General features: G+C 42.4%; 17 protein-coding genes. 1 reads left to right on the top strand and 16 read right to left on the bottom strand.

All coding sequences use genetic code 11. The features are described from left to right. Nucleotides 1-9: 9 nt before the first annotated feature. The 15 genes from AWH66_RS15855 to AWH66_RS15785 form a co-directional block, all read right to left on the bottom strand. Nucleotides 10-1,404 (bottom strand): hypothetical protein, encoded by a 1,395-nt coding sequence (locus tag AWH66_RS15855; RefSeq protein ID WP_420882867.1) that lies wholly within the window; start codon nt 1,402-1,404, stop codon nt 10-12. Between the two features lie 87 nt (nt 1,405-1,491). Then, nucleotides 1,492-2,145, bottom strand: a complete 654-nt coding sequence (locus tag AWH66_RS15850; RefSeq protein ID WP_063606280.1) for an OmpA family protein — start codon at nt 2,143-2,145, stop codon at nt 1,492-1,494. 8 nt (nt 2,146-2,153) lie between these two features. Next, entirely contained in the window at nt 2,154-3,761 is a 1,608-nt protein-coding gene (locus AWH66_RS15845; RefSeq protein ID WP_063606279.1) for a pilus assembly protein, read from the bottom strand. Between the two features lie 4 nt (nt 3,762-3,765). Continuing rightward, on the bottom strand, nt 3,766-4,326 hold the full coding sequence (tadF, locus tag AWH66_RS15840; RefSeq protein ID WP_063606278.1) for a tight adherence pilus pseudopilin TadF: 561 nt from the start codon (nt 4,324-4,326) through the stop codon (nt 3,766-3,768). After that, a complete protein-coding gene (locus AWH66_RS15835) occupies nt 4,313-4,795 on the bottom strand; it encodes a TadE/TadG family type IV pilus assembly protein (protein ID WP_063606277.1) in 483 nt (160 codons plus the stop codon). Before AWH66_RS15835 ends, tadF begins: the two co-directional genes overlap by 14 nt. A gap of 2 nt (nt 4,796-4,797) precedes the next feature. Further along, the gene (locus AWH66_RS15830) at nt 4,798-5,520 is read right to left on the bottom strand and encodes a tetratricopeptide repeat protein (protein ID WP_063606276.1); all 723 of its coding nucleotides are present in this window, start codon (nt 5,518-5,520) and stop codon (nt 4,798-4,800) included. 3 nt (nt 5,521-5,523) lie between these two features. Next, entirely contained in the window at nt 5,524-6,372 is an 849-nt protein-coding gene (locus AWH66_RS15825) for a type II secretion system F family protein (RefSeq protein ID WP_063606275.1), read from the bottom strand. Continuing rightward, nucleotides 6,369-7,271 carry a type II secretion system F family protein gene (locus tag AWH66_RS15820; protein ID WP_063606274.1) on the bottom strand — a complete coding sequence of 301 codons (903 nt, stop codon included), beginning with the start codon at nt 7,269-7,271 and terminating at the stop codon, nt 6,369-6,371. The genes AWH66_RS15825 and AWH66_RS15820 overlap by 4 nt, the downstream gene beginning before the upstream one ends. A gap of 1 nt (nt 7,272) precedes the next feature. Beyond that, nucleotides 7,273-8,544 carry a TadA family conjugal transfer-associated ATPase gene (locus AWH66_RS15815; protein WP_063606273.1) on the bottom strand — a complete coding sequence of 424 codons (1,272 nt, stop codon included), beginning with the start codon at nt 8,542-8,544 and terminating at the stop codon, nt 7,273-7,275. Beyond that, nucleotides 8,541-9,782, bottom strand: a complete 1,242-nt coding sequence (locus tag AWH66_RS15810; RefSeq protein ID WP_063606272.1) for a CpaE/TadZ family protein — start codon at nt 9,780-9,782, stop codon at nt 8,541-8,543. Before AWH66_RS15810 ends, AWH66_RS15815 begins: the two co-directional genes overlap by 4 nt. 1 nt (nt 9,783) lies before the next feature. Then, nucleotides 9,784-10,260 carry a hypothetical protein gene (locus tag AWH66_RS15805; protein WP_063606271.1) on the bottom strand — a complete coding sequence of 159 codons (477 nt, stop codon included), beginning with the start codon at nt 10,258-10,260 and terminating at the stop codon, nt 9,784-9,786. Then, nucleotides 10,257-11,627 (bottom strand): type II and III secretion system protein family protein, encoded by a 1,371-nt coding sequence (locus tag AWH66_RS15800; protein ID WP_063606270.1) that lies wholly within the window; start codon nt 11,625-11,627, stop codon nt 10,257-10,259. Before AWH66_RS15800 ends, AWH66_RS15805 begins: the two co-directional genes overlap by 4 nt. Beyond that, entirely contained in the window at nt 11,627-12,451 is an 825-nt protein-coding gene (gene cpaB, locus AWH66_RS15795) for a Flp pilus assembly protein CpaB (protein WP_063606269.1), read from the bottom strand. Before cpaB ends, AWH66_RS15800 begins: the two co-directional genes overlap by 1 nt. A gap of 21 nt (nt 12,452-12,472) precedes the next feature. Next, nucleotides 12,473-12,898 carry a prepilin peptidase gene (locus AWH66_RS15790; RefSeq protein ID WP_063606268.1) on the bottom strand — a complete coding sequence of 142 codons (426 nt, stop codon included), beginning with the start codon at nt 12,896-12,898 and terminating at the stop codon, nt 12,473-12,475. Between the two features lie 139 nt (nt 12,899-13,037). Beyond that, on the bottom strand, nt 13,038-13,253 hold the full coding sequence (locus AWH66_RS15785; RefSeq protein WP_063606267.1) for a Flp family type IVb pilin: 216 nt from the start codon (nt 13,251-13,253) through the stop codon (nt 13,038-13,040). A 469-nt stretch (nt 13,254-13,722) separates the two neighbouring features. On the opposite strand from AWH66_RS15785, the gene AWH66_RS15780 reads away from it, so the two are divergent. Continuing rightward, on the top strand, nt 13,723-14,613 hold the full coding sequence (locus AWH66_RS15780) for a LysR family transcriptional regulator (protein ID WP_063606266.1): 891 nt from the start codon (nt 13,723-13,725) through the stop codon (nt 14,611-14,613). A gap of 171 nt (nt 14,614-14,784) precedes the next feature. Here AWH66_RS15780 and AWH66_RS15775 read toward each other — a convergent pair whose 3' ends face one another. Then, nucleotides 14,785-16,242, bottom strand: coding sequence for a glyceraldehyde-3-phosphate dehydrogenase (locus AWH66_RS15775; protein ID WP_063606265.1), 1,458 nt, complete (start codon nt 16,240-16,242; stop codon nt 14,785-14,787). Between the last annotated feature and the right edge of the window lie 164 nt (nt 16,243-16,406).

Below are 16,406 nucleotides of genomic sequence, written 5' to 3'. Positions count from 1 at the left end.
ACTTTCATGCTAGTTCAGCATACTCACCATACAAACAAATTGGTTTCGATCGAATGTCTTATCAAATTCTTCGTGCTTTTGAGAGGAATAGACCTTACCTTCAGCGGTCCAATAATCTCCCTTCGCTAAATCTGCATACAGTTCCAAATATTGATAGGCGGTTTTACTCGGTAATTTGGAAGATAGCTTCTTCTCGCAATACTCCGTAGCCTCGTTGCGGGTAAGGAAGACTTTTTGAGCCGTTTTGTTACCTCTATAAACCGGATAGAGATAAGTAAAAGCCTGGTCTTTGTAGACCACCGTATTGGTATAGAGCGAATCACTTCCTACAAGACTTTTCTGTCGCGCTGAAGTAATAACCGCTTGAGCTTGTCGAGCGACCTGATGGTTTGTAGCGGGTGTTTTTGACTTCGCAACTGCCTTAGGAGAGAGGTTGGAAACCTTTTTTGAGAACGGAAAAAAGTAGTCCCCCCCGTTTTCAACATGTATGCGTAGTGACTGCACCTGCCCTTTGTTGGTTGCCTTGATATTGTATATCCCCGAATAATCGCCATCGATGTCTACCAACTCTCCACTACCGACGTTTTGGTCGTTAATGTAAAATTCGGTTTGTTTCGAATTAGAGCGTAATACGAATCTGACTTTCTCCAGCCCCAGCGCCTTTCTTAGTTCAACTTCAATATTTTTACTGTAGAGTCGTTTATAGCTTGCATCAACATTATAGGTTACATCACCATTCAATTTTTGAGTGGCGTCTACTACTTTGAAATTCACCAGTTTGATTCTCGATAAGCCACCTTTACTCAAAGTAAAAGCGTTTTTCATTGACGGCAAATTGCGATTTACACAGGAAGACATGCTATCAGCGACATTACATGACAGCTTACCTGTGTACGTGTCATCTATAACATGACGAGATTCATTAATATGACGAGCTTTAATTTTCTCATACAGTGACAAAAGCTCTTCATTCTTGGTTCTTGCCAATCGTCCAACCAGTTGCTGCCCCTGTGAAAGGTTCTGCTCAGTTTCAGCCAATGACTTTTCAAATGAAGACAGCTGATGCTTCAATGTCGAAATATTGGCTGACGAACTGCGGAGAGTCAGCATTAGAGATTCGTCGTAATTGCCATTGATCAGACCGTTTTGCAGTTGAACGGTATCTGATTTAATCATCTCAATATTATTCGCTATCTTAGTTTTTGCCGATTCTATATCAGAGTTTAATTGATTGTACTTACTGATACTCTCATCAACTCCAGCAGCCTTATATTGGTCTTCATAAGCGGCATTGATATTATTGATCTTAGTCTGTTCCTCAAAATCAATAAGCTCCGATGACGCGACGACACTGCTCCAAGTCATCACGACCATAATGGCTATCGTTGTTTTGTATTTATCCACTGCCACTCTATTGCTATCCACCATGACTCCATTCTGTTTGATGTGCCACCTCGCCTAAAAAGACAAGATGACCACTTAGTTATTGAATCATTTGTCCACTGATTTGACCGTGCTATCGGAAGTAACCCAGATCTCTGAACGTCGGTTTTGCGCTCGGCCTTCTGTCGTTGAGTTCGTAGCAATCGGCTTGGTTTCGCCAAAGGAACGCACAACAATATGACTCTTATCCACGCCTTTTGAAATTAGGCCATCAGAGGTTGTTAACGCTCTTTGCAGCCCAAGTGCTTGGTTATACCCTTCAGGTCCAGTACTGTCAGTGTGTCCATCTATAGTGATATTGCTAGCTTGTTTCCCTAGCGAATCTGCTAAACGATTTAATGCTTCACTACCCATGGAAGTGAGATTGGATTGGTCAAAACCAAAATGAAGACGTGCCACTAAGCCTCCTTGTTCTGCCTTTCCACGCTCATCACCTATCCAAGTTGCGCAATCTGACTGATTTAAAGCAAAATTAGATTCCCCTTCCAAAAGCATTTTAAGGTCACTATCATCTGACTTTTGTTCTATTTGCAAAAAGCCCTGTCGATGCTGCGCAATACCTGTGATATTCCCGACTGTGACACTGTGTTGATATTCACTAAAGGTGTTGTCGCAATAAACGCTTTGCCCCTCTCCTGCCTTTGCGGCCAGACTGTATGGCAACGTCGACATGACAAGTGCACCAATCACTAACTTTTTCATATTTTCCTCTAGTACAACTTAGTTATTCCGCTTGTTTTAGAGCCCTTGCGGATGAGTTCTTCTATCTTTTTAATCAATTCATCGAGGTTGGATACGTCGATAATGTCTTCGTTGGGGTCAACAACACAGTCTTGAAAACCACTTTGTTGAGAAGCTTGAAAGTTAATACCTATCACACCTATGTATAAGCCGGGTATTTGCTGCCTTGCTTTATTACACATGCCAGCATTCACTAGTCCCCTCAAAATGCCGTTGTTAGGGCTCTCTTGACCATCGCTTAATATGAGCAGCATTTTTATTTTCTTTGTATAGGCTTGCTGCTTATCTTGATCGGAACTATTGGGGTCGCCTTGCTTAAGAATTTGTGCTCCCCTCAATATTCCTTGGAATGCAGCGGTGCTTCCGTTCGCCCACATTGGTGAAATGGCATTGAGATTGGATAGTTTGTTAGTTAACGCAATATTGTGAAACTGTGTGGAGCTTTGGTCACCAAAACCCGCGAACAATTGGACGCCGTTAATTCGATAATAGTTAGATGACAACCCTGACTTGTCGCTAAACATAGTGGATACTGTCTGATTGAAATCAACATAATTGTAGTCATCTGGATAGTAGTAACTTCTCGACAGAACATCATTTATTCGTTTTGCATATTGCTGGTTATTCAGCGCTTCTTGCGGGCAATAACGGGCATTGTAGTAGCAGTTTTGACGACGATTCCAACTCCAGTTTCTTACAGGTTTACAGTTCCCCGGATTATTGGCACAGCTTGATACTTGATTCCACGACTCACCGCGCCAGGCATCCCATGGTACTTGGTTGTAGGTGTATGTAGAACGATTAGCGTGAGTATCGTTTCTGTAGCTAAGTTGACTCGTTGACCTAGCATTTTGAGAAGATATGACTTCTCTAGTGCGAATATTGAACGGAACGAAACCTACACGGTTAAGCAGTTTATTTGCTGTCGAGTCTTGTCCTTGTTCATCGCATACATCTTCCACATTGCCGTTTACTTGGTCACGGCGAATTGATGTACAAAGAATTTTGTCTGATATCTGATTAATGGCTGTTTTTAGGTCATCGATCTTTCTATTTCGATTAGTACCCCATCGGCTATTCATTGAACCAGAAAAGTCGGAAACAAACACGATATCGATATTATTATCCCCCAGATAAACTGGGTATTTTCTCGCTAAGGAGCGTCCTGCTAGATCTTGCTGGTCACCGAACGATGGTATAAAACTACTCGCAAACCAAGAATCATGTGTCGTTTTAGCGTTAACCGTATATTGGATATACTCCAGAACACCTGCATTTTGGTTCTCTGCCTGATGAAATCGTTGCGCGGTCAGCGCCGTTGACTTGATATCGCGTACATAGTTTTCAATATATTTAGTCGCAAGATTGTTAGCGAGCGTTGGCTGATCTTCAATTGTTACGGCTAAAGCGGCTGCTTCAGCAGCATCCCTCAGACGACTAGTTTCTTGAACATAACGTGTCCCTTCAACTGCCCAAAACGTAAAGCCCATAATAGGTACAAGCATCAATCCCATCCAGATCGCGGCGACCCCTTTCTGACGACGGAGACTTCGATGCTGATAACGCTGCATTCTCATTACACTATCTCCCAGGCATTATTGAAGACGAAACAATCTTAACGGTGGTACTGGTACCGCCATTAATAAAGGGTTCAAACCAAGAATGTTGCTGCTGACATATGCTCACTCTATAGAGCGGAAAGATAACCCCTTTTTCCACAGGAGCTAAATCAGCGTGATCTTGGAGTGAGTCAGTCTGGCAATTTAAGCTATTAAATTTGTTACTAGTAAACCCAACCACGGTCGTTTTATTAGTCAGCGATTCAATTTTAAGTGCTACGTTTCCAGGCGCTGTATTTAGCATTCGACTCGCAACTTGAGTAAGGTTGACTAAATCAGAACTGGTTACTGTTAGATTCTTTCCGGCAGCAACATCGGCATCGAAATAGCGAGTACGTTCTTTGATTACGTTGGCGAGCGCGAAACTAGACCGATCCAACTTGGCTCGAACCAGAAGCTGATGACTCAAATCAGTTGAAAAAAGATAGACAGCACACAGTGCCATCATGACGAACGCCAATTCGATCGCGAAAGCTCCTCTTTGGCGACGTTTGGAACATATACCGTGATTATGGAGCGTCATCTTTCCACCCCTCATGTTCTAAATTGAGCACCATGGTACGAGAGATGGTGCTATCAGACGTTCCCCAAAACTTGAGCATTGGAGAATAATGATAAGTAACGGTGATTTCTGCCAAATCATAGTTGAAGTTCAGCCCTTGGCTCGAATGCCCTCGGTTAGCAATGAAATCGTCATAGGTTTTGAAGTACTTACCATCTATAGAAAATCTCGAGCTATCGATTAAGAAGTGCCATAAGTTTTTATCGTCTTCGATAAGCGTCTTGAATTTTGCTTCGTATTGTTGATTTATGCCCTTTCCTTCATAGATTTTGGTGTTCCGAATCGTTTCTCTCAGTGAATACTCGGTCATATTGACGACGTAGATTTGGTAACTAGATTCGAAAATAGCAAATGTAGCGAAGATGAGTACGATGGCTCCCAAAGCAAACTCAACTGTTGTAACCCCTTTTTGCTTGTACAGGCGATTCATTGTTAACTCCGGTACTGAGTAAGTTCGGCGCTGATATCACGCAATTCTTGGTCGGAAAACTCACCCTTTAGCAGTTTTCTCGCAGCTTCCACACGCTGCACTTTCATAAGTGCAATGGCTAAGTTCGCTTTGATAATCTTATTACTCGGATTTTCTTTGAGAATTGGAGTGAGCGTTTCTACCGCCTTTTGGTAATCACCATTCGCCATATGAATCATCGCTAGATTGTTCTTAATGACAACATCGTCATAACCACGCAGCCTTGCTTCATTCAACTGCTTATAGGCTTCTTTGTAGCTACCAGCCTTGGTATACGATACGCCTAACAACACGTGAACTTGACCGGATTGATTGCCCGATTTAATAGAGTCTAAATAGGCATTAATCGCATTATCGGTGTCGTTCTTTGCATCAAAAACCTGTCCCTCTAGCTGGTACAAACTTGGATTTTTGACGCCTTCTTGCTGTAAGTGCTGGACGTAAAAATCGGCAGACTCTAAGTCCCCCTTATGAAAGTAGGCCCAAGCTAACTTTTCTTTTACTTGAGGATCTTTCGATCCTTTTTCCAACTCAGACTTGTAATAACTGATCAAACCGTCATAGTTTTTCACCTTTTCCATACTGGCAATTTGATCTTGTTGCTCACTCTCTGGAGATGGAGCAGACTGACATCCGACTAATGAAATCAGTAATACTAAGACGATATAGAACGGTTTTCTAATCACGCGTTACCCTCCTATATTTATGGACATTTGCATAATTCCCGGCGCAAGAATTAGAATTACGATTGGAAACATAATGAATAGAATCAGTGGGATACTCATTTTTGCGGACAATTTCCCCACTTTTTCTTCCACGGTAAGAATTTGTACTTTTCGCATGTCTTCTGCCAGATCACTCAGTACCTGCGCCACGGACGTACCGTATTGCAGGTTTTGAATAATAGTCAGTACAAAACTTCGCACGGCAGGCGTAGGTATGCGATCACTGAGGTCATTCAGTGCTTTTTCTAGACCATGTATTTTGGCGGAATCAGAAGTGCGCTTAACCTGATAGCAGAGATCAGAGTCAAACTCTGCAAGCTCTTTTCCTAAATAGATCAATGCGGCTTCGGTGGTCATACCGGTTTGTACACACACTGACATCATGTCCAGCAAATAAGGAAGCTGAGCGGACGTTTTTCCGATGAGTATCTTGCGTCGCATCTGCAACAGCATGTCAGGAACGACAATCACCGCGACAAGAGATACCAACACCGCTAATAACTTGTTACTGGCTGTCATATCCGTCACTAACACTAAAACCGACAACACGACGAGAACCGCTAACTTGGCTGGGAAGTAAAATCTTGCCCACTCAGTGTTGTAATAGCCTGCTTCGATGAGCTTCTGCTCAAGCTCATGTCGGTGCTCTTTACCAAACCGAACAAAAAAACGATTAACACGAGAGGAAGAGTTTAAAGTCTGTCCGCCAATATAGTCCTCTACCTTCTTACGCCTCTGTTCTGCTCGCAAAGACTCAAAAATCAGAAATAATAGGGAAACAAACAGAATAATAAGCGCCGTCAACAGCATCATGCGCGCACTCCCCTTACCAATAACCAGACGATAGACAAGCCGATGAGTTCACTACCAAGAACATAAAAAAGGACGTACTGACCTTGCGGATCATTTAAAACAAAGTCGACGTTCGCTGGGTTTACGTAATTTAGAATAACGGTAAAAATAAGCGGAATAGCCGCGACAATTTTCGCAGAAATCCTCGCTTCTGAAGTCATGGCCATTTTCTTTTTCTCTAGCGTCCTAGAATCAACCAATACTCTTATGAGGCGAGCTAATACCCCTTTAAGTTGTCCTCCACGAGCAATGTTTGCCCTAATAGTCACGGTGAAAAATAGAAACTCAGGATAAGGGTAATTTTTACAAGAACGTTGCAAGACGACTTCCGGTGATTCGCCCAGCTTCAGCCTATCGCCCATTAACTTAAATTCACGGCCTATCGGATTGTTCATTGCTTCACCGACATAACTAATCGCTTGCATCAAGCTATCACCCGCCGTTACTGCACTCATCAGAATATTCAGAGCATCAGGAAAGGTATTTTCAAAATCACGTCGCCGTCTTCCCACCAAAAAGCGATAACCGAAAACAGTGAAAATGAGGGAAAGACTAAGCACTAACCAAAAATTGGTCATGGATAACAATTCAATGACGATATACCACGATGCGATAATGCTGCCTGTAATATAAAGAGCAATATAAAGCGAAGAACGTGGCCCCAATATGGTGAGCGTCGGTGAAATCGACTCCTTAAATTTTTGCCAATTCTGCTTTCTTACCAAGGATTTAACGTTAATAGCATTTAAGTTTTCCGCTTCAGCTTCTTCGATATTGAAAAACTGATCGACTTTTTTGACTTTAGAGTCTCTCAAAAGAATGATGACTAAGGCAAAGAGGACTAGCGACAACCAAAGCATGTTATTGCCCCTTAAACGATGCCATTAGGTCATCATACAACCCGAAAAACTGTGCTTTCTTCACCAGTTCCGAGCGCTGCATAATGCCGTTAGTAACGAAATCACCCTTAACTGCCTCACCATAATGCGCATCGTCATAGCGAAAACGGTAAATTTCTTCCATCACCACACTGTCGCCTTCAAGCCCTACAATCTCAGAAATGCTGGTAACTTTACGGGAACCATCACGTAAACGGTTAACCTGTACCACCATTTGAACTGCACTGACTATGGTTCTCCTAATAGCGTCCAAAGGCTGATTTAAGTTCGCCATCATGACCATAGATTCAACACGAGCAATAGCATCGCGTGGTGTGTTGGCGTGCAACGTTGACATCGAACCATCATGTCCCGTGTTCATCGCTTGTAGCATTTCAAACGCTTCCGAGCCACGACACTCACCGAGAATAATACGATCTGGTCTCATACGAAGTGCGTTGATCACCAAGTCGCGTTGCGTGACGGCACCGGTTTGCTCAATACTCGAGGTTCTTGTTTCCAATCGAACTAAGTTAGGCTGTTGAAGGCGCAGTTCAGCGGCATCTTCTATGGTTATAATGCGTTCATCTTCGGCAATGTACTGAGACAAGGCATTAAGTAAGGTGGTTTTGCCTGAGCCCGTACCACCAGAAATTAATACATTAATTCGACAACGAGAAGCAATCATCAGCACTCGCGCCATGTCTAAAGACATAGAGCCAAAACCAATCAAATCCTCAAAACCAATGTTCTGCTCGCGGAATTTACGTATTGAAATAGACGTGCCGTCTAGTGCTATAGGAGGAATAACAACATTGACACGACTACCATCTTCTAGCCTGGCATCCACCGTAGGAGAAAGTTCGTCAACACGACGCCCAACACGCGATGCAATACGTTTTGCAATCGCCAACACCTGCTCTTCGTTGACAAATGTCACCTCAGACTTCTGCACTTTACCGTGTCTTTCAAAAAAGATGTTGTTAGGACCGTTCACCATAATATCGGTAATCGACTGATCCTCTACCAAAGGCTGCAAAGGACCTAGGCCAAACAACTCATCCATTAAGCTCTTTACTAAGCCTGATTTCATCATGGATGTGATAGGTCTTTGATAGCTATTGGCAAGAAGATCCACAGCACTTTGTATCTGAGACTCTAGGTCTCGACGACTCATTTTCTGAACCGCCTCTGCATCTAAGGCTTCAAAAATCTGACCACGAAATGCGAGATATAAGTCTTTGTTAGAACTCATTTAGCGCGCACCTTCTTTAACCAAGAGCCCATGCCTTTAGTATCCACTGGCTGACCATTAATTAGTTTCACCAGTTGCTCTATAGAACGACTGATGTGGCGGTCGTGTTTGTGTCCACGTTTGCCGTCAATAATGATGTGAGACAGCGACTTACAGTAGGCTACTTCCAAGTCGACATCCGCACCTAGATACTTCGTTAGATCTGGCTTTTGCAGCACATACGCGTTTTCAGGTCGGTGATAGTTCACCACCGTAATAACGCGGGTACGCGAAGATAGTGTGAGTTGTAAGTTAGCGACTTTCTCAAAAAGTCGCTTTGCACTTCGGACCGATGATACCGAGGCGTCTAGTACCAATACGACGACATCGAAGTTTTCAACAAGCAACTGAGGCTCCACTTTAAAATCGACGCTTCCGGAGAAGTCTTCGATAATAAAGTTGGTATTTCGCGCGAGTAACTCACACAGCGTCTGGTTGTAGGTGAGAATATCGTTTTGATTCATATCACCATCAATGGCCAGCAAGCGAAGGTTTTTTCTAGCGCTAAACAGATAACTTAGTGCCCCCTCTTCATCCATCTCATGCAAAGGTGCGGTAAACTCGTCAATCGCTCGAGGCTTAAAATCCTTGAGTGCAAGCAAAACATCAATATTGGTACCGGAATATTGGTGGTCCACAAGAATGGTGTCGGTCCCATGAGAAGAAAGCAGAGAGCTCAGTTCTGTCGCCAAAAATGATGCGCCGACACCACCTTTGGAGCCGACTACAGCCACGCGCTTAGCTTTTCGCTTTTGACTAACACCGGAAAACGTTTTGAGGTTCTTGCTCACGTGAGTTAAGAAATCAGCAAATTCCTGCTTGTTAACTGGCCAAAAAACGTAGTAAAAGCCCATATCTTTAAGTGAACGTAAAGTAGAAATAGCATCTTCTTTACCGATAACGATCACACCTTTATGCGTAGGCAGTTTACTAGCAAACGCTTTCGCATCTTCTACGACATTATTCGATTCATTTAGCTCAAGAATAACGATGTGACTACTTTGTTGCTCAGTTAACTTCGTCAGTCCAGCTGTGGTTTTCACACATGCCGGGTCATTCCAGCCTTCAAATCGGAATACTTCTTGTACAAGATTCAAACACTCCTGCGATTGATAAAACAATGTACAACCCGCAACCCCTGTTGGTGTTTTCGGAACCGGCTTTGCCTTTGTGGTTAGTGCTTTAGTAAGGTCAAACATCTTATTCTCCTACCAATCGAGACTTGTAGGACACTTGCTTCAAACGCATTGACTCAACAAAACAGTCGGGCTGTCCAATCTGGTGTTGTATCTGCGCGGGTGCGCAATATTGCGTTTTCAGTCGAGTTAACGCGACTTGAATCTTGAGATCACTACGCATGGTGCGAACGTGTTTGAACTCCACTCTTTGCGGCGCAACTTTGTGAGACGGATACTGGTCAAAGATCTTCTCTAACATCTTTTTGCTGCGAGTGTCTTTATAGTCGATTACGTAAGTAGCCTCTTTATCGGTCGACTCAATGTCCTTTACCAATGCGCTAATTTGTTTAGCCGTTTCATCATAATTTTTAATTGCAAAGTCGAAATTATGATGTTCTTGGTAGGTAATAGCCTCTGCACCATTCCCACCAAAATAGCGTTCAGAGGCACAGCCTAATAAAGTTGATACAAGGAAGACGATTATGATTAGCTTCTTCATTGAATGAATCCTCCTTGCGATAACAGGCGAATAGTGGCATCTGAAGACGCTACAGATTTTCCATCTGAGTCAACATTTAGCCAACGCGCCAAGGTCGAAGTTTTCTTAATGTATGGCAGTTGGATATCTTTCGGTTTCATAGGCTCTACCAAGTTCACGGTAGCAACAATGATGAGCTCGGTTCGTTTTCGTTGAGTGGTTGCTTTTCGAAACGCAGCACCGAGTACAGGCACATCACCGATAAATGGGATTTTCTGCATTTTTTCTAGGTCACTACTACTCATCAGCCCACCTAAAATGAAGCTGTCACCATCCGCTAATTCAACCGTCGTCATGGCTCGTCTGGAAGCTAATTGAGGTACCTTGACACCAGCCGCTTCAACATAACTTTCCACTTCACTAACTTCTGGAGAAAGCTGCATACGAATTTTGTCTTGGCTGAGCACCTTCGCGGTTAGATCGAGCTTGATACCAAACTCTTTAAACGTAATGTTCACGTTGTTGCTTGTTGACACTATTACGGGAACTTCTCCACCGACGAGAAAACTCGCCGACTCTCCAGACAACACGGTTAGATTCGGTTCTGCAAGCACTTCTGCAATGCTGTCATTACCTAGTGCAGTGATAAGCGTACTAAGATTTGCGGCATCAAATTGGTCAAAGACAAACTCTCCCACACTTGAGCCTACTGAGCTCCAATCTACACCGACCGTTTTACCAAACGATTCAGTTACCTGAGCAACGGATATTTTGACGTTAACTTGTTGGGTAGTGGCGACCTCAATACGTTCAAGAATCCCTTCCCAAGTCATATTGCGAGCAAAGACCATACTTTCCGGCTCTTTGCGTTCCATATGTTCAGATTTAAATTCCAACTTTTCCGTTTTATCCCACTTCTCGATTTTTTCACGTCCAAGAAGCGTTGCCACTAGACGGTAGATATCGTCTCGAGTTTGCTCCGAGTCCACAACACCACTAACCGCAACCTGCTCACCTACCGACTGAACCTTGACCTTCGCGTCGGGAAAGTGGAACTTGAGCTGACGGCGTACCTCGGTTAAATCGAGATCAACAATAATGCGGTCTGAAAGCAGAACATCATTGTTTGTACCGTAAACGATTAGCCTTGATTGCCCTACACCATTGGCAAAGACCACAAGCGTGTTGTCATTGATAATTTTGTAGTCTGCGATTGCGGGGTTACTAATGAAAACCTTGCCAATAGGCATTTTCAATTGAATATGTTGGCCATCGTTAAGAGTAATTGAGCGATCCGCCGCGTAAGCGTGTTTCACCCAAAGTAAACCTATGAGCAAGGATGTAATGTAAACCCACAGTACTTGCTTGAGTCGATGTTGCATCATCATTACAAAGCCTCTCTCGGATTTTTTTCGTTACCACGTAACTCTTCAATCCCTGTATAATTGTCAATAATGTTACGCACTTCCACGTACTCTGGTTGCTTATAGGTCTGGCTTCGATAGATTTCGATATGCATGGTTCGTTGCGCTAGCGCAAGCTTTGCTAAATCGTCGGGCTTTACTTCAATCACCACGGTAGTAAGCCCATTTTCCTTTGTTGGAGACCGAGCGGTAACAGAACTATCATCGCCTTCGTCATCACCCAAGTTAAGCACTTTGACATGCTTTAGAAACATCGAAGCTTTCACTCCTCTGAAGCGTTTTGGTTTATCAACATTTCCAGCTAAGTTATCGTTTGGCGAGCTTACAGTTAGAACATCAATGAACGAACCGGGGCGAATGTAATCATTGATAAGGTTTTTATCACTGACTTCGAGTGGATATAACGTCATTCCCTCAGTGACCAGCAAGTCGATATAACCCGATTGACCTGGGGAAACCTGATATTCTGGTAGCACGATCTCGCCCGGTGTTAGACTCCGGTTTAATAGCACAGATGGGGAAAAACTAATTTTCGCGTCCTCTCTAACGCCAAGGCTTAGTGCCTCACTTAGAGGTAGCTGCTTTTTTACCACCCCTTGAGCAGTGATTGCATGACCCTTTTCGTAGGCTTCTTTGGCCATCCAAACAGCAACATGCTCTTCGTCTTTGTTTTCCGCCACTTCAGTGACAGTAGTCGGTTGAGGTTTACTTTTGAATAAGTCGACAACGCCTAGCGCACCTACTACCAACGCTACAACAGCGACAAGTAATACCAGTCTAGATCTCATAACTTCCCCATTCTTCGAGATTTAAATATGCTGCGCACTTTGAGTAAAAATGACTAAATAAAATCCGACACTAATTGCTATCCCATAAGGGATACCCTCTTGTTTATGATATTTGTTGCCTAATATTTTTTTGCTTGTCCAATAAACCATGGCTATTATCCCACCTACAAAACCTGTAATAATGTACGCCCATGGTAGATAATTAAGTGGAATTGCAAGAGATAAGATTGCAGCATATTTGATATCACCGGCACCAATCCATATCAAAGAATAAACCAACAGTCCAATACCCAGCACAAGCAGAAAAGTCGTAAATTGAATATCTGAAGGAGACAAAAAGCACTGAACTAAGAGTAATACCAGTAGCATATAATTATGTATTTTTCTGTAATGAAAATCGACAATAGCGATAACCAAACATACAAACATCAATACTAAGAGATACATTGCATTACTCGAATTTTGTGATTTTTAGACTTTTGGCCGCGAATTTCCTATGAGATTCGTGATATTCCTTACCAGACTAATGATAGTCACTAGTCTGGTAAGGAATGTAGTTATAATAACCACAAAGCACGCGACAGCGTTACGGAGTCGTTTTACCCGCATTTTTAATTGTAGTTGCTATATTTGCAAAGGCTGTTTTCAGTTCACCGATAAAGCCCGTCGAACCTAGCGCCACGGATAGTAACACAGCCATAGCTACACCAATCAATCCATACTCAATTGCAGTTACACCGCGTTGGTCATTTTTAAATTGTGATAAAAACAAGCTTGTTTTTACATATAGTTTGGTAATCATTTTAACTTCCTTTAAGTCGATTTACAAAAGCTTGCTCATTCTAATTAATACTTACATCCAACGAAAAATACCCCCTATCGATAAAGTCGATAGACTTAACAAACAATGTTCAAAATGAGAAATCAAACAACAACAAAGAAAACAAACAAACACTTAGATAACATATAGTTAGGAATAAATGTTATACTTTTATTACAACTTAAGTACAGATAACATATTTCATACTGTGAGATGTAGATCATTAATAGAGCCATTACTTTATTGTTGATTATAATTATTCTTAGCACAAAAAGAGATAGATGCGATGATAATTTATGCAATATAGGAATATATCCATAACGTAGTTAATATTATTAATTACTAATGCTTTATAAAACGAGTTGAAATACGGGTATCATCACGCTATTGTGTTGCAAATATACAATTTACATAATTATAATCTGCTTGCTTTATAAAGGTTGGTTGAATCATGAAACTGCAATTCGAAAATATTGTTTCGTTCGTAGCTGTAGTTGACGAAGGTTCATTTAGCTCCGCTGCTCGTAAGCTTGGTAAATCCCAATCTACTGTTAGCACTGCTGTTCAGAATCTAGAGTCAGACTTAGGCTTCAATTTATTTAATAGACAACACTCTAAAGTCTGGTTAACTGAAAAAGGGAAACGCCTATTCCATTTATCGACACCGGTCGTGTCGAAGTATCGTGAGTTGATTACAACTGCGAAGCAAATGAATATATCAGAGCAAATTGTCTACCGTGTGGGTATTGACCCTTTGGTGTTCAATAAAGAAGTGAAGAAAACACTGTTGGATTTCTCTGAAGCATTTCCCAACGTCGATTTGGTCGTTGTTACTAAACCAAGTTTTGTTTTGGGTAACTACATTAATGAGGGGAAAATAGATCTTGCGTTAGGGAACCCTTATCACAAGACTGATAATGACTTTAACATTGACGAACTCTTTCACGTGAACTGTTGGTGGGTCGCTCATGAAGACTTAAAATCCGTTGATAGTCATCCTTCCCAACGAGTGCTGTTAATGGATGGCATTGAAGAGTTACTCAATCTCTCAAACATAGCCTCATACAACTTATGGAGGCTAGATGACTTAGGAACCATTATCGATCTGTGCAAAGCTCAGCGCGGCATTGCTTTTTTACCTGAGTTCCTTATCGAAAAAAACATGAAAGACAGCAAACTAAAAGTGATTACCGACCACCCCGATTTCTTTGGCAAAAAAGTTGTTGCCTCCCTTTTCTGGCCGGTACATTCTGACTTCAGTTTGTTTAATCAATGGATCAAAGGAAAACTACAAACTAGTGTAAGTCGAAAACAATCATTCATTGCAGATTTAGCCCAATAAGTCCCCCCCACGCTCAGTATACATCACACTCTGGTCAGCAGCATTGCACGCTCAGAGTGTGATAATGATGCTTTGTTCTCGTAAGCCTTAGAGCCAGTCAAAGATAAAGCTTTAGGCATAAAAAAGCCGTCACCTAGCGATGACGGCAATATCTAACAGTGGATATGGAATTTACACAACAGCTGGGTAAGTTTTGTACTTCACACCCATCATCTGTTCCATGCAATGTACAACTTGGCAACTGTAGCCAAATTCATTGTCGTACCAAATGTACAATACGCAGCGATTATCTTGTGCGATTGTTGTTTGGCCGTCAACGATACCCGGATGACGAGCGCCAACTAAATCAGTCGAGACAATCTCTGTTGAATCGGTATAGTCAATTTGTGCCGATAGAGATGAGGTGAGAGAGATTTCACGCAAGTACGCATTGAGCTCATCTTTTGTGGTTTCTTTTTCAAGATTTAAGTTCGCCACCGCCATCGAAACATTAGGTGTTGGGACACGAATAGCGTTACCACTTAGTTTACCTGCCAGTTCCGGAAGCGCTTTAGCAACGGCTTTTGCTGCACCCGTTGATGTTAAAACCATATTCAAAGAAGCAGAACGTCCGCGACGGTCACCTTTATGATAGTTATCAATAAGGTTCTGGTCATTCGTATATGAGTGAACCGTCTCAATGTGACCCGAAATAATGCCATACTTATCGTTAACCGCTTTTAAAGTCGGGGTAATCGCGTTGGTAGTACAGCTCGCTGCCGATACAATAGTATCATCCTCTAGAATCGACTCATGGTTCACACCAAATACGATATTTTTGATGTCACCCTTGCCTGGAGCAGTCAGCAACACTTTATTTGCGCCATTGCACGCTACATGCTGACTTAAACCTTCAGCGTCACGCCACACACCAGTATTATCGACAACCAGTGCATTGTTGATTCCGTATTCGGTATAGTCCACGTCAGAAGGGCTGTTGGCATAGATAATTTGAATATAATTACCGTTGACAATCAGCGCTTTATTCTCTTCATCAACCACTATGCTGCCATTGAACTGGCCATGCACAGAATCGCGACGCAAAAGGCTAGCGCGTTTTTGTAAGTCACCGTCACGACCACCACGAACTACAATCGCTCTGAGAGTCAGTGGGTAACCTGGACCACTTTTCTCGACCAAGATACGAGTTAGTAAACGACCAATACGACCAAAGCCATATAAGACGACATCACGAGACTCAAGTGCACCATTGCTCTCAATGCTCTCAACTAATGCTGTCATTAAGAAATCATCGATGTTTTGTTCATTATCGTTATTCGCCCAATACTGTTGAGCTAGTTGGCCGATATCGATGCAGCATGGAGACAGGTTTAATTGAGACAGTTTTTCGATGAGAGGAGCAGTTTGAACAATGTTGATGGCTTGAGGGGAATAGTGGCGTGATACGCGATGAGTTTTAATAATGTCGATGGTCGTTGCATTGACGAGGGTTTTGCCGAACAACAGTATTTCAACGCCCTTCTCTCTATACAGTCGACCTAAGATAGGTAGCATGGACTCAGCGAGTGTTTGGTTTAGTTGCCACTGATTCTGGTGAATTTCAGTTTGCGAGATGTTGCTATTACTCATAGTAACTGGGGGACCTCTATAAGTTAAAGGCTCGTTACTCTTGAATGTAGGGTACAAGAGATAAGGAGCTGTTTTGGGGATGTAATTGTGTTGTTATTTTTTATGCGCGGAAGTGTAACAAACAGAGACTTAATCTGCTAGTAAAAATAATTGGCAGAATATAT

The organism is Vibrio barjaei (assembly GCF_001639065.2).
In the GTDB taxonomy this organism is placed as follows: Bacteria; Pseudomonadota; Gammaproteobacteria; order Enterobacterales; family Vibrionaceae; genus Vibrio; species Vibrio barjaei.
The sequence above is the reverse complement of the archived record's forward strand: the minus strand, read 5'-3'. Positions and strand labels throughout refer to the sequence as shown.